The following is a 21,009-nucleotide window of genomic DNA, read 5'->3' on the forward strand; positions in this document are numbered from 1 at the left end:
TCTTGATACGTCTATTATGTGCTACAATAGAAGAAACAAATAGGAGATATCTCCTATTATAAGGAGAAAAAATGCTTAAAACAGCCTACCAACGATCACCGAAACAAGAATTAGCTAAAAATACGCCTTTTTTTAATGAAACTGATTTAAAACACAGTTTTATTATCGATTTTGAAAATCAAGAATTCATTCATCACCAAGCAGAGCCATTAAATTATCTTTTTTATTTAATCAAAGGAAAAGCGAAAATTTTAAAAACAGAACGCAATGGCCGCCAATCCATTGTTCAGTTTTTAACGACAGGTGATTTAATTGGCGATTTAACATTAGTTCAAGCGGAAACGATAACCAAGGACGTTATCGCCTTAGGTGAAACCTGTTGTTTGGCTGTACCTTTAGCTTACGCAGAAACTGTTTTAAAAAACAAGGTACTTTTTATGCAGCAACTCAGCCATTATCTAGGGAAAAAAATGCTCCAACGGGTGGACCACTTTACAACGAATCAGACCTATGAACTAAGTTATCGGCTAGCGGAATTGCTATTGGTTGCCGCTAATCACGAAGATGTTTATAAAGAAAAACATACTGAGATTGCCGAATACTTAGGGGTTAGTTATCGCCATCTTATTTATACCTTCAAACAATTTCGAGAGCGCGGCTTTATTCAAAAACAAGGAACTGCTTATCACATCAACCGCTTAGCGTTACATTCTTTTGTGCAAAAAATGAAGAGTTAAAGTGGTGGATTGTTGACAAATAGTGCGCTTCCCGCTACCCTATTCTTATTAATAAGAAAGAAGGGACAGCAATGGAGCAAGCATCATTTACTGTATCTAGTTGGCAAGAACAACCGATTGACAATCTTAATGAAAATTTCCCAGTGAATCAAGCGACCGCTACTTATCAATTGTCAGGCGCCTTATCTGGGACAGCTTCTGTGGAATACTTAATGACTTATCAAGGCTCTTCAATGGCTGATGGGCTTGAAGCTGTGGCTCAAGTGGTCGGTTTCCTACATTTCGAAGGAACTTATTTAGGAAAAAAAGGCACCTTTACTGCTTGCGAAAAAGGGACGTTTACACAGGGTCTTTTAGACTGCCCAGGTGAACTATTTCAAGCATCAGGTGAGCTTGCCGGTTTATCCGGTCGCTACACTTATGAATTTAGTCAAGAAGAAGCGCTTCTTCATTTAGACTTTGTATAATAAAAAATTTCAAGGAAAGTTGGTGACATTATTTTACTTATTTTAAATTTGGCGGTTGTAAAAGACAATGGGTGTTTTTGATTAGATTAAACTTTTAAGGAGAAAAATCATGAAAAACACCCGAAACACCGTCCCATCATTACTAATTATTATTTTGCTTGTGGGATTTCCACAAATCAGCGAGTCGATTTTCACACCTATTTTACCAGCGCTGAGTTCTGCTTTTAACATTCACGATAGCGTGGCACAATTAACCATGAGTATTTATTTTGTTGCCTTTGCCGTTGGCGTTTTATTCTGGGGAATTCTATCCGATACGATTGGACGTCGCCCAGCTATGCTATTAGGAATTTTATGCTATTTAATTGGAAATATTGGCCTTTTTTTGAGTCCGACATTTCCTTGGCTGTTATTCTTCCGTTTAATTCAAGCATTTGGTGCAAGCGTTGGTTCTGTTATTACTCAATCGATGATGCGGGAAAGCTTTAACGATCTTCAAAGAGGGAAAATTTTTGCTCAAACAAGCGCTGCCCTATCGCTATCTCCTGCCATCGGACCCTTAGTCGGCGGACTTGTTCAAACCTATTTTGGCTATCAGCATGTCTTTAGCACCTTAATTGTCATGGCTGTTCTATTACTTTTCTATAGTTTTTATCGTTTACCAGAAACCTTTCACTTAGGAAATACCTTAACGAAAGCGCCTTTTTGGTCCGTGGCGAAACGCCTTTCCTTCGACTCGAAAGTTTGGTGCTACGGCTTATTGATTGGGGGCATTAATGGTTTATTGTTTAGCTACTATGCAGAAGCTCCGTTTATTTTCATCAATCACTTTGGCTTTAGCAGTGTCCAATATGGCTTTCTTGGTTTAGTTTTAGCTGTGTCTAGTATTCTTGCTGCATTTCTTATCAATTGGTTGCTAGGATATTGGTCAGCGGAAAAAATTGCCTTTGCTGGTTTGCTGCTAAGTATCTTTGCGGCTTGCTGTTTATTAATAATGACACAATTTGAATCAATCATTGGTCTTATTTTGTTTATTTTTCTCTTTTTCTTAGGGATTAATATTACTTTGCCCAATGCCTTAAGTATGGCCTTAAAAGGCTATGAATCTGTAATTGGTACTGCCAGTGGAATTTTTAGTTTTGTCTATTACTTGTTTGTTAGTTTCTTTACCTATTTGATTAGTTACTTTCACAATGGTACCATTTGGGTCTTACCGCTTTACTTTTTAAGTTTTGCTTGTCTGTTAGCTTTCAGCTATTATGTCATTGTTTATCGTAAAACTTTAAAATAAAAAATCAAGAAACACACGAATATTTCGTGTGTTTTTTTTAGCTAAAAAATTGATTTTCTAAACTATATTGCTTCCCTGAAACAATGTCATATTGAATCAGTCGGTATTCCTCATATAGTTGTTCTTGCTTTTTATTCATTTCTACTGTTTTTTTCCATTCCCCACCGAGATAGTAATTCCCCTTTTCAAAAGCAGGCAATTGTCCTTGTACCTCATTTAACATAGCGTAAAATCCCGATTGCGGTAAACCGCTTTGTTGGAAAAGTGAGGGAGCAAAATAAAATGGACTAATAGTTGCTTGATGCTGATTTTTTTCTATTAACTGGTTCGCCGTATCATACATTAGAAATTCTGTCTGGTGAAGGGCTGCCCCTTCATTCAACGCTTGAATGTTTTCATCATAAATACTTGGTAAGTGATCTCCCCAAAAAACGACTAATGTGCGTTTGGGCATTTTTTCGATTTCTTGTAGGAAATTTTTCAAAGCTTCGCTACTGTAGGCAATATCTTGCAAGTAATTATTGAGCGCGACTTGATTGCCGTTTCCTTGAGAAAAATAATTGGACGTTGTGTATTTATTTTCATAGGGCATATGTGTTTGCATAGTAACTAAATGAATGAATTGCGGTTGCTCTTTTTCTTTAAGCAGTGTCGTCACTTCCTGATACGCTGCTTGATCTGAAATGTAAGGATTATTTTCTAGTTTATCCGTATAGTTCATTGTTTTTTCATTGATAAATTGATCAAAACCTAAAATTTTATACACATCTTTTCGTTTATACATAGATGTATTGTACGGATGAATAGCCGTTGTTTGGTACTTTTGTTCCTTAAGTAATGAAACAATGGAAGGCAATTCCGTCATCTTAGGAATCATCATCGTATAAGGTGTAGTCATTTGGGCATTCATTAATTCCATCGAAAAACTTGTTAGGGCTTCAAATTCAATATTCGCAGTTCCGCCCCCGTAGTTTTGTGAAAGCATCTGGCCACTGTAAGTTTTATCAGCGATTTGCTGATAATCAGCTAAAGGGTTACCAATAATGGACAAACCTTTCAGATGATCTGGATTTGAAAAACTTTCACTCATGACAAACACAATATTGGGTTGCTCATTGCTCGGCACTGTTTTCGCCTCGGCCAACTTTTGATATTTCTGAGTAATTTCTGAAATAGCTTCTTTTGAATAACCCTTTGGTTGGTCCATAGCCTCTACTTTTAAATTATATAGAAAACCACCAATAAATCCTGTATTGTAGTAATTCATTTTTTGGCTGTAAGGAATCCATAACGCGGTTTTATTATAGGCTTTACGTAACAAATTTTGCGGATTGTTAAAATCACCAATATATGAAAATAGACCAATCGAAAGAACAAGACTTAACACACGAATCGTTTGTTTTTTCTTCGATAAAAAGAAACTTTTATAAAAGGCTTTTCCTAAGAAAAAAAGTGCTACACAACCTAACGCTACCACAAAAATAAACGGCCATAAACCAACCATTTCTTTTAATAAACTAACTTCTGTGATCATTTTTAAGTCGTCTGGGTAAATAGGTTCGACACGATAAAACATCTTTTGATAGTCCGCAAATCCTAAAACACCTATTATGACACTATATAAAAGAGCGCCAACTCCTAATGAACCTGCCAAACTACATAAAAAAAGTAAAAAAACGCTTAGCACAAAACAACCTAAGAAAAACTTTTCCGTATGCCACGAAAAAGCAAACTTGAAGGCTAAATCAACAGACAAGTTATTCTGACACCATTGCAAATATAAATTACTAAAAATAATTAATAAGATGAACCCGATTCCATACAAAAGGTAGCGGTAGGGCCGTCGTCTAAATTTCTCAACTCTCTTTTTCACATCGATCTCCTATTCAAAAACTAGTAATGTATTTATTTTATGCTTCTTGAAAAAGAATGTAAAGAAGTAGCTAGCAAAGAAGTCTAAGGAATGGTAAAGAAAAAATGTTATTTGTTGCAAAAATAATTTTCCAGTGGTATAGTAACAATGGAATTTCGTTATCAGTTATCGTCGCCTTTTTAGAGTACTTTATGAAAGGAGAATAACTATGACTTACAAAGTAAAAAACATTCAATACCGTATTCAATTAGACACAGACAAAAATATTTTCATTGTTTTCGATGCAAAAAATGAAAGTAAAACAGCAACTGGTCACACAATTGAAGAAGCAATTGCACACTTAAAACAATTAAACTAAGGAGTGACAAACATTTCCATGCAAGACCCTTTAGGTAGTTATTTAAGCTAAAAGCCGTTTAGTAAAGAAAAAATACTAGACGGTTTTTTTGTATCCTCTTCGCCTTTTATTTTTTACATAGTATACTGAAACAAACGGAGGTGTTTTTAGATGACCATCATTGCAAACTATATACGCCAGCAATCCCAACATCAAACACAGTTAACAGAAATCTACCAAGCAATTTTAGCGGTTGTTCCTCAGGAGACTACTGAAAAAATTGCTTATGGAATGCCGACCTTTTACTTAAATGGCAATTTAGTGCATTTTGCGGCGGCCAAGCAACATTTAGGTTTCTATCCTACGCCATCAGCCATCCAACGTTTCAGCAAAGAATTACGCCCTTTTAAAACCTCGAAAGGTGCCATTCAATTTCCCTACACGCAAGAGTTACCTCTTTCGTTAATACAGGAAATAGTTAAATTCCGTGTACAAGAAAACATGAAGAGCGTGGGACAAAAATCACTTTGAATTTTTGTCCCACGCTCAAAAACTGATAAACGGCGGGAACAGAAGCAACTCCTTCGGAAATAAGCCGAAATTCTCCAAAAATTAAAGAACAATTTTCGGAAATTCCTTCTTATTGCTGAGAAACACTATTTGCAAAGCAAATAGATGTTAAACAGTACCTACTTGGTTCTCGGAGTGAAACACTTCTGTCCCGACCTCTTCATGTTCTTAAAATTTTTTCCATCGCTTTTCCCTTGGCCAATTCGTCGATTAATTTATCTAGGTAACGGATTTTTTGCATTAAAGGATCTTCAATTTCTTCCACGCGATAGCCACAAATTACGCCTTTGATCAATTGGGCGTTTTCATTAAAATTGGGTGCTTCTTCAAAAAATGTTTCCATCGTTACTTTTTGAGCCAATTGTTGTTGCAAGCCTTTTTCATCATAACCAGTTAACCAGTAAATAATTTCGTCAACCTCCGCTTGCGTTCGATTTTTACGTTCTGCTTTTTGGATGTATAGCGGGTAAACACTGGCAAAGGTCACTGTATAGATTTTCGGTTTTGTCATTGGTTTTCCTACTTTCTGAAGTATTCTCTCTTCAGTCTACCACAGGCTTGCTGGAAAAAGAGGCTATTTTGTCTTAGTAATCAAATTGACGATAATAACGACGAATCTCTAATGGGTGACAATTTAATTTTTCTACATGCGCATCAATGCGTTGCGTTACCGCATGCATTAGGAGAAATGAAACAACTCGGCCACGATATTTTTCACTAATTCCTGGAAGTTCATACGCTTTCGAATCAATAATTGTATAATTGGCACAGATTTTCGGCAATAATTTTGCTACTCGTTCTGCCAACGGTCGCTGCTCGTCTTCTCCAATAAACAACGTTACTGGCGTAGTTTCATCTACAATTTCTAGCGTTCCATGTAAGAACTCTGCTGCATGAATTGATTTTGAACGAAGCCAACTTTGCTCTTCCCAATAGCACATTGCATAAGAATAGACCGCTCCCCATTGGTTTCCTGCGCCAATAAAATAGTGAATGCTATCATGACGATGTTTTTCCGCAAAAGCTAAGCCAAACGCATCGGCACTTTTTTCGGCTTCAGCTAAACCTGTAGGCAAATATTCTTCCAATTCTTGGTAATAATTTTCGTAATCTGTAAATTCGTTGTTTTTTTGCATTAAACGATCAGCTACCATAAAGAACTTGATTTGCTCAGTTCCTGGAGCTGGATAAGTCACCACATAATCACATAAATCTGCTAAAAGACTGTCTTTTGCATCGATAAAACCAAATAACGTTGCGCCGACCTTTTTGATTTCTTGAACGGCTTGCACCACTTCTTGTGTTGTCCCAGTAACGGAAGACAAGATGACGAATGATTTTTCTGTTAAACGTTTATTGCCTGTTGTGTAATACTCAGCAGCATGTTGAACATAGATTGGTAAATTACTTTTTCCATTCGCATAAGTAACTGCTTGCATGGCTGAAGCATAAGTACCGCCGATTCCTAAATAATAGACCGCATCAAATCCTTTCGTCCAAACTTGATCAACAACTTTTTCAACATCTGAACGCAAGGCTAAGGCACCTCGTATGTCTTTGATTTGTTGTTCTTCATTAAATTTTAACATGGCTGATCTCCCTCTTTCTTTGCTATTTTACTTTTTAGGACACAATCAAAATCATCAAAAATCCGTTGAGATAAATCAATTCCTTTACTTGTAGCTACTTGATACGCCAAATATTGAAATGGAATAACTAATAATAAAGGACTAATTTTTTCTTCGACATCACTTGCTAACTCTAACGTATTTAATGCTCTCGTTGAACGCGTTGTAATTGTGTAACATTGGCCAACATAACTGGCTAGATAGTTTTTCAAGGCTTGGCTACGTGCTTGAATAGGACTTTGATTTTCAATAAAAAACAAAAGATGTGTAGTATCCGCTTCAAGATAAGGCCCATGCATATAGGCTTCGACTTCAAATCCTTGGGAAGGTAAGCGAACTGTTTCTGTAAACTTCGTCTCAAACTCTTTTGCCGTACCAATATTAGGCCCATAACCAATTGCGATAAATCTTGTCCCCTCTGTTAATTCTTTTTTCGTTTTTTGCCAAAATTGTTCGGTTTTATAAATCACCGAATCGATTTCCTGAATTGCTTTGGCAAGTTTTGCTAATTCTTCTTCAACCTCTACTTTTGTTAATTGATGCTTTTGATAGCCCAGTTTCAAACCAAATAGAAATAAATTTAAAAGTGTTGCCGTATAGCCTTTTGTGACAAAACCAACTGTTTCAAGCCCCATTTTTAAATCCAGGACTTCATCCACAACCTCCGTAATCGGGCTGGTGACATCACTTGTCAAGGCCACTGTTTTTACAGACGTTTGGTTTTTAATTTTTGCAATGGCATCAATTGTTGAAGCACTTTTACCACTTTGCGAAACCGCTACGACCAGATCAAACCGATCATCCACTTTGCCATAATGAGCAAAATTGAACGGCTCTTGGATTTCCACATAAATAGGCGCCACTTCTTCAAGGTAAACTTTAGCCGCCTGACAAGCATTATGTGACGAGCCAGTTGCTAAAATTAGACAGTGCGTGACCTTTGAAACGTCTGTATCAGTTAATTGAAATTGGTTAAGAATCTGAGTTAGGGCTACTTGCTCCTCATTTATATAATCCAGCATCGTTTTCATATTTTGCCTCCTAAAATAGACCAATTAATGAGCCAAGAATTCCGACAATTGCCATGCCACCTAAAATCGCTAAAGGTTTTACTTCTTTTTTCAATAAATAAAAAACAAAACCAAAGGATGCAAGCGGTAATAATTTAGGCATGATATCGTCAAAGATACTTTGAACCGTGACTGCATTTTTGCCACTTCCGCTGATTGTAATCGGGATAGTTAAATCAATCATGGAGGCGGTCATAGCACCTACCACCATCAAGCCAATTATTGAAGCGCCTAATGTGAGACTTTCCATCATGCCATTTGCTTGAATTTTTTTGAGAAAACCAGTTCCTAATTTATAGCCCCAACGATTCAGTAAATAACGAACAATCACATGGGGGACGTTAAAAATGAGTAAAAATAGAATTGGCCCTAACACATTCCCTTGTAAAGCTAACGAAGTTCCAACACCTGTTGCAATCAAGCGTAAGGTTCCCCAGAAAAAGGAATCACCTAAACCAGCTAAAGGTCCCATTAACGAGGTTTTAATACTATCGATTGTTCCAACTTCAAAATTTTCGTCCAGAACATTTTCTTCTTCCATTGCAGCATTAATTCCTAAAATAAACGTCACGATATGCGGCGTGGTATTAAAGAAAGCAAGATGCCGTTTTAAAGCTGCCGCCATCTCTTCTTTTTGAGGATATAATTTCTTTAAAATAGGGATCATGGCATAGACATAAGCCATATTCATCTGACGTTCATAATTCCATGAAAATTCCATTTGGAATGAACGCCAAAAGACTTGATTAAGTTCTTTTTTTGTAATTAAGTTTTCTGTCTTAGTTTTAGAAGTCTTCGTCATCATCAATTACCTCCCCACTTGTTGTTTGTATTGTTTCATTCTTTCCTTTGGCATAATTCATGATATTCACAACAATTACTGCTGTAATGGCACCCAAAATTGCTACTCCTGTTACAGGTAACTTAAAGTAGGCCATTAAGACGAAGCCTAAAAAGAAATATGGCGCTACTTGTTTGTTAATCAGTAAGCGTGCAAGCATCGCAAATCCTAGCGCTGGAATAATCCCCGTTGCAACAGACAACCCATGTTGAATAAATTCAGGGATCAGATCAAGTAAGCCTTTAATGGTGTTGCTGCCCACGGCAAATGAAATAGTTACAATGAGCGCTAGCATGAACGATAAGCCAAAGCCTGCAAGTAAATGCATGCGCTCCACCCCTTTATATGCTCCTTCTTCAGCATACTGATCAGCTTTTTGACTCATGATTGGGATGAGCAAACCCAAATAAATATTTTTAAGAATCAACGTTAACGTTGCGATTGGCAAGCCTAAGACTAAGGCTGTTTCTGTTCCTGCGCCAGCAGTAATAGCAAACGCTGTACCAAGAATCCCACCAGTCACTACATCAGGTGGGATTGATGCGCCCACTGAAAAAGAACCGATGAAAGCTAACTCTAAGGTCGCGCCCATGATTACGCCCGTTTTGACATCACCTAATACAATTCCGACAAATAAACCGGTTACAATTGGTCTTGAAAGCAACGAGGTTCCTAAAGCATATTCCGACTGCGCAATAAAAGCGATGCAACCTAAAAGAATCGCTTGTCCTATCATTTTTATTTCTCCTTTCTACAAGACATTTAATGCTGCTACTTTTTTGTCATTTGGGACTTGTCGAATTTCAACTTCACAACCATTTGCGACCAATTCTTTAACCATTTTTTCTTCATCCGGTGTGATATTAATTGCTTTAGAAATGTTTCGAGTATTTTCCCTTACTTTCATCCCTCCTAAGTTAATTTCTTTTATTTCTGGATAAGCAGTAGCCAATCGATAAGCATCTTCCACACTCTCAACTACAATAAAAAGTTTGTATTTTTCTGTAACACCACTTTTTAGTGCGGCAATCGCATCTTCAATCGTTTTAATGACCAGTTTTACTCCTGCTGGCTTAGCTAGCTTAATGGTTGTTTTTCGAATATCATTTTTAGGTACGTCATCATTTGCGATTAAAATACAATCGGCGCCTAAGCCTTGGGTCCATGAAAAAGCCACTTGACCATGTAACAATCGATGATCGACTCTTAACAATTTAATCATTTCATTTCCTCCTAAAATTCTTCTTCTAAAATTTCTTTACTAGATAACTCATTACAATAACAAAGACTTTCTTGTCCGTTTTCAACGGCACGTTTTACTAAATCAACTAATGAATCAACAGTATTTATTTGGGTATATATTTCAATTAATGTTGCTAAATTTAATCCTGAAATTAAATGCATTGCTTGTTTCCCCACATAATTAAAGAATTCGTTATTCACGCTTCCGCCAAATAGGTCTGTAATCACAATTAATTCATTTTGTTGATTGTTCTTTAAAATGTCTTTGACCGTCTTGGCTAAATCATAAGGTTGTTCCATATAAGCGCAAAGACATTCCACATTCTTTGTTTCACCACAAATTAAAGCTAATGATGTCTGAATCCCTGCAGCGAAATTACCATGTGTTGCCAGAATAATTTTACGTTCCATTTTCTTCACCTCACTTACTTCTTTATATAGCAAAAAGAGTGCCAAAAAAGTGGCACTCCCTCCTTTTTATTTTAAAAATCGCTTTCTGCGTTGTTAAACTCCGTTTTTCCAAACAACACATCATAGACATAAAAAAGCTCCGATTCAGGTATATTGACACTATAAACTTTTTCAATGACACTAAACGCCTCTTTTAACTCTTGCAAGACCGTTCTTTGACACTGCTTTAATTGTTCGGCGCCATTATAATTTTCAATAGGTTCATTCCGGATTAATCGTTCAATTAAACAACTGACATGGACATATACCGCTAATTTACGATCATTTTGAATTGTTTGTTGCCACCGCTCTTCTAATTGAATTAAAAAGACTTCTACTTGTCGAATAATTTTTTCTGTATCTAAAATCGTCACTGATTGAATGACCCGATCTAATGAAAAGTTACGAATCAACTCATGATTTACATAGGACAGCATATCTTTAGTTAATTCTCTCTTTGTCCATTCTAAAAGGGTCGTAATTCCTTTTCCTGCAATCAACTCTTCTAAAGAGATATACGGGAGGTCATTTGAAGACGGGTTGTTTGTACCGATGATGCCGACAATCTCATATTCTGGAAAACTTTCTTTGATCGACTCTGCATTACGTAATTGATTATACTCACAAGGAATAATCTTTAATTGTGCTTCCGCAGGTAAACTTTTTTCAAGTAAATCTCTAATTTTAACGGCTGTGCCAATTCCGGTACTACACGTTGTTAAAATGACACGTTCCGTTTTATTTTCAGGTAATATGATTTCCCATTCATTTGGATGAACCGTTAACGCTTTTTGGGGCAATTCTTCAAAAGAAACTTCGTCTTTAATGGCTTCTCCTATAGACAGAGCCAAGCTTGTTGTCACATTATTCATTAATAAAAAAGGACCTTCTTCTTCTGCCGGAAAATACTGATAAATTTCTTTCAATGAACCCATATCAAAAAGAATTACTAAACCATTCCTCGTTTCTTGACGTTCCATATAGTGAATTAAGTGTTCGGAAATTTTTTTGGGAGTAACATCTAACGGCATGTCAAACGATTGAAAAATTGGCACATCTAACAGCCGATTTGCAACATTCGCAATACTACTTGCTGTGGCATATCCGTGGGCAACAATCACCGCTTTCGGATAGTGACTTTCCTTTACTGAACCCGAATAGTGAAGATAAATGGTGACAATAATTCGATCCATCTGGGATAGTTCAATATCTAATGAACGTTTCACTAAAGTTAACAGTTGTTCAGCGTAGCCATAACTAGTTGCTAATTTAGTTTGAACTTCTGTTAAAAGTTCGTCAATGACTGTTGTAGGTTCTTTTTCTGGAAACCAATCAATACATCTTCGTTGAAACAGATAGGTGCTTAATGCATAGACTAAACTGCCATTAAACCGAATTTGATAAGACGATTCAATCGTTTCCAATAATTGACGGATATTTTGCGTAATAAACAATAACATTTCGTGATTTTTCTCTCGCTTCTTTTCAAATAATAAATCATCGAATAAGCGTTCAATTTCTTTCGAGATGTCGTTATTAGCAGTGGAAAGATGATGATGGTGAGAGACATAAAGACGAAGGATTCGTTCATAACTCTGGATAATTTTTCTTTGCGCAAGCTCTGTTTCCTCTAACAAACTAACCAGATTTGTTTGCTCATCTAAACGAATAGGCAATTCATTTTCATCAGGAGCTAGTCTGATCGATTGATCCAGAAATTCTTTCGGTAGATCGTGCAAAGTGATTGGAATAACACGTTTATCAAGATTGGCGGCAAAGCTGCGTGCAGTAATAATTTTTATATTATTTCTTAATTCACCTACATTGCCTACATAATGGTGATTTTCTAAAAGTTGGATAACTTGTGGCGTGATAGTAACTGCTTTTTGAATAGCTTGCTGTTCCTCATAAAATGCTCGCATAATTAATTGTTTTCTTTCCGCTTGAGTGCGTTCAGCAAGACTTGGGATTTTAATTTGAATAGGAATTCGTCTTAAAAATGTCGTTAAAAAGGTGCTAGAAATTTCTTCAGTTGTGGCAAAGCACAACCGACACGTAACAGGAATGGGCCGATTGGTTTCACCCATCCGATAAATGATACCCTGATCTAAAAATGTAAACAATTTTTCCTGCCCTTCAGGACTCAAACGATGAACTTCATCTAAAAATAAAACGCCCCCTTCTGCACTTTGAAAGGCCCCAATTTTATCGGAATCTGCTCCCGTAAAAGCGCCTTTAAGATGCCCAAATAATTGACTAGTTAAAAGCTCTGGATTGTTGGCATATTGCGCACAATTAACTGTCACAAAAGGTGCTGAATCGTCAAGTAGTTCTTTTGAAAGACAAAACTGATAATATAAGGATGCTAAAAAACTTTTACCCGTACCACTTTCACCTGTAATTAAGACAGGCAATCCACCGCCAGGATAAAGCGCTGCCATTTTTAATTGTTCGATGGTCTGAGCTAAACTACCGCGATAACCAATGACCGACTGAAAAAAATCACTTTTGCGATCAAAAACAGGCTGTTCATCGATCATTTCTTGGAAACTTTGATAAACAGTTCTTTTTAAAAGATAGTTTTGTTGTTGAAACGCTTCTTTATGAAAAAAGTAAACTGGTCGTGTATTGATCTTAACTAGAATCCCTTCTTCGTTTAACTGATTTAAATAGTGACTAGCTGTATTTCGTTTGATAGAAAATGTCGTTGCAATATTGCTTGCTGTGAAAATTTCACTGACTAAAGATGGTTCAAAAAAAGCTGTTTGATTGCGTAAATAATCAACAATTTGCATTTTTAACATAAAATCACCTCTCATTTATCATAACGTACCTAAAAAAAACGTCAATATTCAAAATTTCTTTTGTTATTTTTCTTTATATAAGGAGCCCATTTTTTATGTTATTTAATCACAGGAACCTGATTCTATCATTGCAGAATAGGCTTTCATTCAGTATACTGTAAATAGAGGAACAAGAAACGAATTGGATAATTAGGCACTGAAAGAACGCACCACCGTTCTGAATGTTTCGAAACACACAACAGGTTATCGAAATGGCCATTGGAGAAAAATTCCTTTTTCTCCGAGGTTAGCGATTGTGACATGTTGCAATCGTTTTTTGTCCTTAAAATGTTGAGAAAAAGAAAAAAGGCACTTTGCATGTCAGCACCACCTGACAAACAAAGCCCTTCATAGACAGCACAACCTATCTATTCCAGTTGCCTTTTTTGCTAGTTACACTAGCTAATTTTAGTGTACCCGATTTTCAGTGAAATTACTAGCATCTTTAAAATTTTTACTGAAACGATCAGCCTGTGCAATGAACTAGTTTTCTTCAGCGGCGGCAACCGCTGAGAAGCTTTTTCTCAAATTTTAAGTGAATAATGTATCATAAACTTTTTTGGCATATCCATCCGTCATATTACATACAAAGTCCACCGCCATTTTCAAACGATAATAGTCTTTTTCTGCTTCTGTAGCGTTCTTTGCTTCTCTTCTATACAACGCTTTCGCGCTTTCCGAAATATTATTAAAGATTCGCTCCTCATACTTATTCATGGAAACTTTTTCATATTTCAGTACGACTGGAACAAATTCATCTAGTAAACGATTGATGATATTGAAGCCCAATACCTCTTGATCCAAAATTGTTTTTGTTTGAAAAACATAGACTCTAGAAAAGTTTTTTAATGCCTGAAAGCATTTCACTTCATCACAATCTTCAATGATAATTTCATTATGATAGATACCTCTCATAATTAAGTCATAATGATTAGCAAAATTTTTCGCTACGCTTTGACAAACAGCTCTTTGTGTCTTTCTCAAAAATTCTTGTAAGGTAGCTTCTTCTGTTTTATCTTTTTCTAACATTAAAAATTTTTTTGTTCCTGTTTGCCCATCAACAAACTGCTTTAAATCTTGATAGCTGTATAAACCATAATTATAGGCATCTTCGATATCTGAAAAAGTATAGGCGATATCATCTGAGGCTTCTAGCAAAAAGACTAATGGGTGTCGCTTATTTTGTGTTCCTGTCGCAAATTTAATGGCGTTAAACACTTGTTTTTCCGAGTAAAAATAGCCAACTTTTTTAGACAAAAGCTGTTGCTTATTTAATTGATCTGAAGATGCCGTATATTTGATAACTGTATCTAATGTCGTGGCAGTTAGTTTCATTCCTGCTTTAGAAGTCCCATTATCATGATGCAGTTTTGTTAAAAGTCGGATGGTTTGAGCGTTTCCTTCAAAGTTAAGAAAATCATTTTGTTGTTGCTCCGAAAAATCAGACCAACAAGCATACAAAGGACCATTTTTTTCAAACCAAATACGAATGGCTTCTTCCCCAAAATGTCCAAAAGGGGGATTGCCAATATCATGGATTAATGCAGCTGTTTCTAACAACCGATAGCATTCTGATAATTCCATAACCTCAATGTTTCGTTCGTTCAACTGTGAAATAACTAATCTAAGTATATCCCTGCTATGCATTGCCACTTCTAAGCTATGTGTTAAACGTGTTCTTACAAAATCATTACGTTCTAAAGGAAAAACTTGTGTTTTATCTTGTAAGCGTCTAAATGCATCACTTTTAATTACTCTACGATAGTCACTATCAAAAGATTTACGAAGTTCTGTGGCTAAATCAACTTGCTTATTTAACCAGTCATTTTGATATTGTTTGCCATTATCAGAAATGCGATATGTACCAACCAACTGACGCCAATTCATTTTCATTTATTACCTCCTCCAATTACTCTACCTTCTCTAAATAAGAGACGTAAATATTTTTACATTTACCAATATCACTGAATTCCCTATTGTTATACGCCTTATCCTTTTTCAATTTAAACCGCACTTTTTCGCCTTCTTGAAAAGTTCCCCACGTAAGAAAAAAGAATAGCCAATGGCTTTCATCCTCTGATAGCGTGTCTAACCCTAAGCTTTTAGGCTCAATTAAGCTAGGTAATTTGAAACAGTCATACACCCCTTTTGCTGTGCCATACACAGGACGATGAGTGCTAAGAGTCGTTTCAAAATATCCCTTTTCATCAGGTTTTAAATAACTTGCTTGCCGAATCAGTTGTGTCAGTTTATTTTGGAATGGCTGAATATTTTTCTCAACGTTTAGTTCAAAATCTGGCTCAGCTTGTACATCTGTGTCATGAGATAACTTTTTTAATAAGCAGTTTATTTCATTAGTACTTGTCTTATCATTAAACGCAATCGCCAAACGCTCACTACTAATAACACCTTTCATATCTTTCATAGAAAAATTATTTAACGCAATTGGATAGTGTTTATCTGATAGCATCCAAGAAGCACCCATTTTGTTTAAACATGGAATACTCTGATAATAATGATCAGATAAAAAATACAGCATGACAGGTTGATTGGTTAGCTCCCTTTTAATCGTGTCAAAAATTAATTCTCCTGGCTGTACACCTGTTTCAATAGCGGAACTATAAAAAATATCCTGTGTTCGAAACCCAAACTTTTTCAACAATTGGATAAACGCATCCACATATTCTTGATCCTTTGAACTATGACTAATAAAAATCTTTTTCCCGTTGCTCACTACTCAACATCCTCCAAGTTAAATTTGTATTTTCATTTTTTTGTGAAATTCTATACTATTTCTTTAAGCGTACAGCGTTATCTGAAACCAGTCAATACTAAAATTATAAAATAACAATTATTTTGTTTTATTAAATTTTTATATAATGTTGTTTTGTTAATGTTTTGTTATTTTTAAACAAGTGATTATAGAGCGATGTACGGTTGAAGTTATTTCTAATCTATTTTTTTCAATATTTTTATAAATATAAAAAAACACGCCTTTCTTTGCAGAAAGGCGTGTTTTTACGTCCGAGTATAAGGAGAATTGGTTCATTAACCAATTGTCCCTTTAAGCGTTATTCATTAAATGAATTATTTGTTTTTTAAGTTGTAGAAAGATTTTAAGCCTTTGTATTCAGCTACATCGCCTAATTGATCTTCAATACGTAATAATTGGTTGTATTTAGCAATACGGTCAGTACGGCTTAATGAACCAGTTTTGATTTGGCCAGCGTTTGTTGCAACAGCGATATCAGAGATTGTTGAATCTTCTGTTTCACCAGAACGGTGAGATACAACTGCAGTGTAGCCAGCTTCTTTAGCCATTTCGATTGCTTCGAATGTTTCAGTTAAAGTACCGATTTGGTTAACTTTGATTAGGATTGAGTTAGCGATACCTTTTTCGATACCTTCAGCTAATTTAGTTGTGTTTGTTACGAATAAATCGTCACCAACTAATTGAACTTTGTCGCCTAATACTTCAGTTAATTTTTTGAATCCGTCCCAGTCGTTTTCGTCTAAGCCGTCTTCGATTGAAATGATTGGGTATTTAGAAACTAATTCTTCGTAGAACGCGATCATTTCTTCAGTTGTTTTTTCGCCTTCGCCTGAGTCAGCTAAAACGTAAACGCCTTTTTCTTTGTCGTAGAATTCTGAAGAAGCAGCATCCATAGCAAGAACAACGTCTTTACCAGGAACATAGCCAGCTTTTTCGATAGCTTCGATGATTACTTCGAAACCTTCTTCGTTTGAACCTAAGTTAGGAGCGAAACCACCTTCGTCACCTACTGAAGTAGCTAAGCCGCGACCTTTTAAGATTGAAGCTAATGCGTGGAATACTTCTGCACCCATACGTAAAGCTTCTTTGAATGTAGGCGCACCTACAGGCATGATCATGAATTCTTGGAAGTCAATACTGTTGTCAGCATGTGATCCACCGTTGATGATGTTCATCATTGGAGTTGGTAATACTTTTGTATTGAATCCGCCTAAGTAATGATATAAAGGCACTTCTAGGTAATCAGCAGCAGCACGAGCTACGGCGATAGACACACCAAGAATAGCGTTAGCACCTAATTTACCTTTGTTAGGAGTTCCATCTAAATCGATCATTGCTTTATCGATAGCCATTTGATCGCGTACATCGTAACCGATGATTGCTTCAGCAATGATGTTGTTTACGTTATCTACAGCTTTAGTAACACCTTTACCTAAGTAACGAGCTTTGTCGCCATCACGTAATTCAACTGCTTCGTATTCACCAGTTGAAGCTCCTGAAGGAACCATTCCACGGCCGAAAGCTCCGCTTTCAGTGTAAACTTCTACTTCGATTGTTGGGTTACCGCGTGAGTCTAAGACTTCGCGTGCGTAAATATCAGTAATAATTGACATGTTTTGTCTCTCCTTTGAGTTTGTATTTATACTAAGGGGATTCCCTCATGTATGATTGTAGTTAATTCTCGCAAACTATGCAAACATTTTTTTGCAAAAGTCATTGAGAAAACGTTACCGTTAGTGATTTCTTATTTTACAGCATCTAATAAAGCTAAGAATGAATCTGCTTCTAAGCTTGCGCCGCCGACTAAAGCACCGTCAACGTTTTCTTTTGCCATATATTCAGCGATGTTTTCTGGTTTAACAGAACCACCGTATTGAATACGAACAGCTTCAGAAACTTCTTTGCCGTATAATTTTTCAACTGTTGAACGAACAACACCACAGATTTCATCTGCAATATTAGCATCTGCAGATTTACCAGTTCCGATTGCCCAGATTGGTTCGTAAGCGATAACCATTGAAGCAACTTGTTCGTTTGATAAACCAACTAAGCCGTTAGTGATTTGACCTTCGATCCATTCCGCTGTTTTACCAGCTTCATACGTTTCTAAAGTTTCACCACAACAGAAGATTGGTGTCATACCATTTGCAAAGATTGCTTTGGCTTTTTTATTGATATCTTCATCTGTTTCGTGGAAATATTCGCGACGTTCAGAGTGTCCGATAATCACATAGTTCACACCTAAATCTGCAATTGCAGCTGGTGAGTTTTCACCAGTGAAGGCACCAGCGTTTTCCCAGTAGCAGTTTTGTGCAGCTAATTTCACTTCAGAATCTTTTAGGTTCCAAGCTAAAGGAGCTAAGAATAATGCTGGAGATCCAATCACAGCGTCAACAACGTCGTTTGATGGAACAGCATTTTTTACTGCTTCTGCAAAGCTTTGTGCTTCGCTTAAAGTTTTGTTCATTTTCCAGTTACCAGCGATAATTGGTTTGCGCATGAAAAGCACATCCTTTTCTTTTTTTAAAAATATTGTCTTTTAAACTGATTATTTATCGTTAATAGAAGCTAAACCTGGTAAAGTTTTGCCTTCTAATAATTCTAAACTTGCTCCGCCACCTGTTGAGATGTGAGAGAATTTGTTTTCGTAGCCTAATTGAATTGCTGCAGCAGCAGAGTCCCCACCACCGATGATTGTTGTTGCGTCTTCTAAATTAGCAATCGCTTCACAAACACCAATTGTTCCTTTGGCAAAGTTACTCATTTCAAATACGCCCATTGGTCCATTCCAAACAACTGTTTTCGCACCTTGTAATTCGTTAGCGAATAATTCAATTGTTTTTTCACCGATATCCAAGCCTTCTTCATCATCTGGGATTTCAGTTGAAGGAACCGTGTGGAAAGGAGCGTCATTGCTGAACTCTTTAGAGACAACTGTATCAACCGGTAAAACTAATTTGTCGCCAGCTTTTTCCATTAAGCTTTTCGCTAAGTCCACTTTATCTTCTTCAAGTAAAGATAAACCAACACTATAGCCTTGTGCTTTCATGAATGTGTAAGCCATACCGCCACCGATTAAAATTTTGTCGGCTTTTTCAATTAGGTTTTCAATGACAGCGATTTTGTCAGAAACTTTTGCGCCACCCAAGATTGCTACGAATGGACGTTTTGGATTTTCAACAGCTTCGCCGATGAATTTAATTTCTTTTTCCATTAAGAAACCAGCAACTGTTGGGATACCAGTTGAAGCAATTCCAACGTTTGAGGCATGTGCACGGTGTGCAGTACCAAAAGCATCATTGACAAATACATCGCCTAAAGAAGCCCAGTATTTACCCAATTCAGCGTCATTGCCGCTTTCTTTTTTGCCGTCAACATCTTCAAAACGAGTGTTTTCAAATACTAAAACGTCGCCGTCTTTCATATTGTTAACAGCGTCTTCTAATTCTTTACCACGTGTTTCTGGAACAAAAGTAACTGGTTGACCTAGTAATTCGCTTAAACGTTCAGCCACTGGTTTTAATGATTTGCCAGCTTTGTCTTCTTCTGTTTTTACACGACCTAAATGAGAGAAAAGAATTGCTTTTCCGCCATTTTCAATCACGTATTTGATTGTTGGTAAAGCCGCTACGATACGATTATCGTTTGTGATCACGCCATCTTTTAACGGAACGTTAAAGTCAACACGGACAAGGACTTTTTTGTCTTTTAAATCTACATCTTTAATTGTCTTTTTAGCCATGAGTAGACCTCCTGTATTGTCAATTTTAGGATTTTTCTTTTTTAAAAAAAGAAAGCGGAGAAGCGCGTTGCTTCCCCGCTTATTATTTCACAATTGTTCAAATTTCACTAATGATAAGAATGAATCTTATAAGTTAGCGAAGTATTCTAAAGTACGAACTAATTGAGCAGTGTATGACATTTCGTTGTCATACCAAGCAACAGTTTTAACTAATTGTTTGTCGCCAACTGTCATAACTTTTGTTTGAGTTGCATCGAATAATGAACCGTAAGTCATACCTACGATATCAGAAGAAACGATTTCGTCTGTGTTATAACCATAAGATTCGTTAGCAGCTTTTTCCATTACTGCATTTACTTCATCAACAGTAACTTCTTTGTCTAATACAGTAACTAATTCAGTTAATGAACCAGTAGCTACAGGAACACGTTGAGCAGCGCCATCTAATTTACCGTTCAATTCTGGGATTACTAAGCCGATTGCTTTAGCAGCACCAGTTGAGTTAGGTACGATGTTTGCAGCAGCAGCGCGCGCACGACGGAAGTCGCCTTTAGGATGTGGTCCGTCTAATGTCATTTGGTCACCTGTGTAAGCGTGGATAGTTGTCATTAAACCTTCAACAACACCAAAGTTGTCATGTAAAGCTTTAGCCATTGGAGCTAAGCAGTTTGTAGTACAAGAAGCGCCTGAAATTACAGTTTCTTCTCCAGTTAATGTTTCATGGTTTGTGTTGTAAACGATTGTTGGTACATCGTTACCACCAGGAGCTGAAATAACTACACGTTTTGCACCAGCAGTTAAATGTTTTTCAGCAGCTTCTTTAGAAGTAAAGAAACCTGTACATTCTAAAACGATGTCTACGCCTAATTCGCCCCATGGTAATTCTTCAGGGTTACGGTTAGCTAAAACTTTGATTTCTTTGCCATTAACGTTGAATGAACCTTCGTGAACTTCAACTGTACCGTTGAAACGGCCTTGAGTTGTGTCATATTTTAACAAGTGTGCTAACATTTTAGCATCTGTTAAGTCGTTGATTGCAACTACTTCGATTCCTTCTACATCTTGGATACGACGGAAAGCTAAGCGTCCGATACGTCCAAATCCATTAATACCTACTTTAACTGTCATTAAAGATTTCCTCCTTA

General features: G+C 36.6%; 21 protein-coding genes. 5 read left to right on the forward strand and 16 right to left on the reverse strand.

What is annotated here, in order from left to right:
• The first annotated feature begins 71 nt into the window (after positions 1 to 71).
• From yeiL to IGM09_RS07895, 3 genes are all read left to right on the forward strand, one after another.
• Complete coding sequence (gene yeiL, locus IGM09_RS07885) at positions 72 to 737, forward strand: transcriptional regulator YeiL (protein WP_002362037.1); 666 nt, start codon at positions 72 to 74, stop codon at positions 735 to 737.
• 71 nt (positions 738 to 808) lie between these two features.
• Positions 809 to 1,204, forward strand: coding sequence for a DUF3224 domain-containing protein (locus IGM09_RS07890; RefSeq protein WP_010775944.1), 396 nt, complete (start codon positions 809 to 811; stop codon positions 1,202 to 1,204).
• Positions 1,205 to 1,313: 109 nt separating this feature from the next.
• On the forward strand, positions 1,314 to 2,495 hold the full coding sequence (locus IGM09_RS07895) for a multidrug effflux MFS transporter (RefSeq protein ID WP_010775945.1): 1,182 nt from the start codon (positions 1,314 to 1,316) through the stop codon (positions 2,493 to 2,495).
• 37 nt (positions 2,496 to 2,532) lie between these two features.
• On the opposite strand, the gene IGM09_RS07900 is transcribed toward IGM09_RS07895, so the two are convergent.
• A complete protein-coding gene (locus IGM09_RS07900; protein WP_033625033.1) occupies positions 2,533 to 4,368 on the reverse strand; it encodes an LTA synthase family protein in 1,836 nt (611 codons plus the stop codon).
• A gap of 208 nt (positions 4,369 to 4,576) precedes the next feature.
• Here IGM09_RS07900 and IGM09_RS07905 point away from each other — a divergent pair, with 208 nt between their 5' ends.
• Positions 4,577 to 4,726 carry a hypothetical protein gene (locus IGM09_RS07905; protein WP_002357118.1) on the forward strand — a complete coding sequence of 50 codons (150 nt, stop codon included), beginning with the start codon at positions 4,577 to 4,579 and terminating at the stop codon, positions 4,724 to 4,726.
• 150 nt (positions 4,727 to 4,876) lie between these two features.
• Positions 4,877 to 5,236, forward strand: a complete 360-nt coding sequence (locus IGM09_RS07910) for an iron chaperone (RefSeq protein ID WP_002400669.1) — start codon at positions 4,877 to 4,879, stop codon at positions 5,234 to 5,236.
• Between the two features lie 199 nt (positions 5,237 to 5,435).
• Here IGM09_RS07910 and IGM09_RS07915 read toward each other — a convergent pair whose 3' ends face one another.
• The 15 genes from IGM09_RS07915 to gap all read right to left on the reverse strand — a co-directional run bounded on the left by IGM09_RS07915 (position 5,436) and on the right by gap (position 20,992).
• Positions 5,436 to 5,786: a DUF2200 domain-containing protein gene (locus IGM09_RS07915; RefSeq protein ID WP_010775947.1), complete on the reverse strand. Its 351-nt coding sequence runs from the start codon at positions 5,784 to 5,786 to the stop codon at positions 5,436 to 5,438.
• Positions 5,787 to 5,859: 73 nt separating this feature from the next.
• Entirely contained in the window at positions 5,860 to 6,864 is a 1,005-nt protein-coding gene (locus tag IGM09_RS07920; RefSeq protein ID WP_002369188.1) for an SIS domain-containing protein, read from the reverse strand.
• Complete coding sequence (locus IGM09_RS07925; RefSeq protein WP_010713284.1) at positions 6,858 to 7,934, reverse strand: SIS domain-containing protein; 1,077 nt, start codon at positions 7,932 to 7,934, stop codon at positions 6,858 to 6,860. The genes IGM09_RS07920 and IGM09_RS07925 overlap by 7 nt, the downstream gene beginning before the upstream one ends.
• A 10-nt stretch (positions 7,935 to 7,944) precedes the next feature.
• On the reverse strand, positions 7,945 to 8,778 hold the full coding sequence (locus tag IGM09_RS07930; protein ID WP_002384383.1) for a PTS system mannose/fructose/sorbose family transporter subunit IID: 834 nt from the start codon (positions 8,776 to 8,778) through the stop codon (positions 7,945 to 7,947).
• A complete protein-coding gene (locus tag IGM09_RS07935) occupies positions 8,759 to 9,550 on the reverse strand; it encodes a PTS mannose/fructose/sorbose/N-acetylgalactosamine transporter subunit IIC (protein WP_002357107.1) in 792 nt (263 codons plus the stop codon). Before IGM09_RS07935 ends, IGM09_RS07930 begins: the two co-directional genes overlap by 20 nt.
• Before the next feature lie 15 nt (positions 9,551 to 9,565).
• Positions 9,566 to 10,036 carry a PTS sugar transporter subunit IIB gene (locus tag IGM09_RS07940; RefSeq protein ID WP_002357106.1) on the reverse strand — a complete coding sequence of 157 codons (471 nt, stop codon included), beginning with the start codon at positions 10,034 to 10,036 and terminating at the stop codon, positions 9,566 to 9,568.
• A gap of 11 nt (positions 10,037 to 10,047) precedes the next feature.
• Positions 10,048 to 10,467, reverse strand: coding sequence for a PTS sugar transporter subunit IIA (locus IGM09_RS07945; RefSeq protein WP_002389037.1), 420 nt, complete (start codon positions 10,465 to 10,467; stop codon positions 10,048 to 10,050).
• Positions 10,468 to 10,538: 71 nt separating this feature from the next.
• Positions 10,539 to 13,310 carry a sigma 54-interacting transcriptional regulator gene (locus IGM09_RS07950; protein ID WP_010707389.1) on the reverse strand — a complete coding sequence of 924 codons (2,772 nt, stop codon included), beginning with the start codon at positions 13,308 to 13,310 and terminating at the stop codon, positions 10,539 to 10,541.
• Positions 13,311 to 13,453: 143 nt separating this feature from the next.
• Positions 13,454 to 13,669: a hypothetical protein gene (locus IGM09_RS07955; RefSeq protein ID WP_002357102.1), complete on the reverse strand. Its 216-nt coding sequence runs from the start codon at positions 13,667 to 13,669 to the stop codon at positions 13,454 to 13,456.
• A 211-nt stretch (positions 13,670 to 13,880) separates the two neighbouring features.
• Entirely contained in the window at positions 13,881 to 15,242 is a 1,362-nt protein-coding gene (locus IGM09_RS07960; protein ID WP_002409766.1) for a deoxyguanosinetriphosphate triphosphohydrolase, read from the reverse strand.
• Between the two features lie 16 nt (positions 15,243 to 15,258).
• Positions 15,259 to 16,083 (reverse strand): toll/interleukin-1 receptor domain-containing protein, encoded by an 825-nt coding sequence (locus IGM09_RS07965; RefSeq protein WP_033625034.1) that lies wholly within the window; start codon positions 16,081 to 16,083, stop codon positions 15,259 to 15,261.
• A 353-nt stretch (positions 16,084 to 16,436) separates the two neighbouring features.
• Positions 16,437 to 17,735 carry a phosphopyruvate hydratase gene (gene eno, locus IGM09_RS07970; RefSeq protein WP_002357098.1) on the reverse strand — a complete coding sequence of 433 codons (1,299 nt, stop codon included), beginning with the start codon at positions 17,733 to 17,735 and terminating at the stop codon, positions 16,437 to 16,439.
• 131 nt (positions 17,736 to 17,866) lie between these two features.
• On the reverse strand, positions 17,867 to 18,622 hold the full coding sequence (gene tpiA, locus IGM09_RS07975) for a triose-phosphate isomerase (RefSeq protein ID WP_002362045.1): 756 nt from the start codon (positions 18,620 to 18,622) through the stop codon (positions 17,867 to 17,869).
• 48 nt (positions 18,623 to 18,670) lie between these two features.
• Positions 18,671 to 19,864 carry a phosphoglycerate kinase gene (locus IGM09_RS07980; RefSeq protein ID WP_002357094.1) on the reverse strand — a complete coding sequence of 398 codons (1,194 nt, stop codon included), beginning with the start codon at positions 19,862 to 19,864 and terminating at the stop codon, positions 18,671 to 18,673.
• Between the two features lie 126 nt (positions 19,865 to 19,990).
• Entirely contained in the window at positions 19,991 to 20,992 is a 1,002-nt protein-coding gene (gene gap, locus IGM09_RS07985; protein ID WP_002357093.1) for a type I glyceraldehyde-3-phosphate dehydrogenase, read from the reverse strand.
• Positions 20,993 to 21,009: the final 17 nt, after the last annotated feature.

The sequence above is a fragment of the Enterococcus sp. DIV0167 genome, from assembly GCF_050541555.1.
GTDB classification, from domain to species: Bacteria; Bacillota; Bacilli; order Lactobacillales; family Enterococcaceae; genus Enterococcus; species Enterococcus faecalis.

Excerpts from the sequence above, each read along its gene's own strand:
- IGM09_RS07935 (WP_002357107.1), bottom strand. The coding sequence starts at position 9,550 with ATGATAGGACAAGCGATTCTTTTAGGTTGCATCGCTTTTATTGCGCAG.
- IGM09_RS07890 (WP_010775944.1), top strand. The coding sequence starts at position 809 with ATGGAGCAAGCATCATTTACTGTATCTAGTTGGCAAGAACAACCGATT.
- gap (WP_002357093.1), bottom strand. The coding sequence starts at position 20,992 with ATGACAGTTAAAGTAGGTATTAATGGATTTGGACGTATCGGACGCTTA.
- IGM09_RS07925 (WP_010713284.1), bottom strand. The coding sequence starts at position 7,934 with ATGAAAACGATGCTGGATTATATAAATGAGGAGCAAGTAGCCCTAACT.
- IGM09_RS07910 (WP_002400669.1), top strand. The coding sequence starts at position 4,877 with ATGACCATCATTGCAAACTATATACGCCAGCAATCCCAACATCAAACA.
- IGM09_RS07920 (WP_002369188.1), bottom strand. The coding sequence starts at position 6,864 with ATGTTAAAATTTAATGAAGAACAACAAATCAAAGACATACGAGGTGCC.
- yeiL (WP_002362037.1), top strand. The coding sequence starts at position 72 with ATGCTTAAAACAGCCTACCAACGATCACCGAAACAAGAATTAGCTAAA.
- IGM09_RS07955 (WP_002357102.1), bottom strand. The coding sequence starts at position 13,669 with ATGCAAAGTGCCTTTTTTCTTTTTCTCAACATTTTAAGGACAAAAAAC.
- eno (WP_002357098.1), bottom strand. The coding sequence starts at position 17,735 with ATGTCAATTATTACTGATATTTACGCACGCGAAGTCTTAGACTCACGC.
- IGM09_RS07980 (WP_002357094.1), bottom strand. The coding sequence starts at position 19,864 with ATGGCTAAAAAGACAATTAAAGATGTAGATTTAAAAGACAAAAAAGTC.
- IGM09_RS07895 (WP_010775945.1), top strand. The coding sequence starts at position 1,314 with ATGAAAAACACCCGAAACACCGTCCCATCATTACTAATTATTATTTTG.
- IGM09_RS07945 (WP_002389037.1), bottom strand. The coding sequence starts at position 10,467 with ATGGAACGTAAAATTATTCTGGCAACACATGGTAATTTCGCTGCAGGG.
- IGM09_RS07940 (WP_002357106.1), bottom strand. The coding sequence starts at position 10,036 with ATGATTAAATTGTTAAGAGTCGATCATCGATTGTTACATGGTCAAGTG.
- IGM09_RS07950 (WP_010707389.1), bottom strand. The coding sequence starts at position 13,310 with ATGTTAAAAATGCAAATTGTTGATTATTTACGCAATCAAACAGCTTTT.
- IGM09_RS07960 (WP_002409766.1), bottom strand. The coding sequence starts at position 15,242 with ATGAAAATGAATTGGCGTCAGTTGGTTGGTACATATCGCATTTCTGAT.
- tpiA (WP_002362045.1), bottom strand. The coding sequence starts at position 18,622 with ATGCGCAAACCAATTATCGCTGGTAACTGGAAAATGAACAAAACTTTA.
- IGM09_RS07905 (WP_002357118.1), top strand. The coding sequence starts at position 4,577 with ATGACTTACAAAGTAAAAAACATTCAATACCGTATTCAATTAGACACA.
- IGM09_RS07915 (WP_010775947.1), bottom strand. The coding sequence starts at position 5,786 with ATGACAAAACCGAAAATCTATACAGTGACCTTTGCCAGTGTTTACCCG.
- IGM09_RS07930 (WP_002384383.1), bottom strand. The coding sequence starts at position 8,778 with ATGATGACGAAGACTTCTAAAACTAAGACAGAAAACTTAATTACAAAA.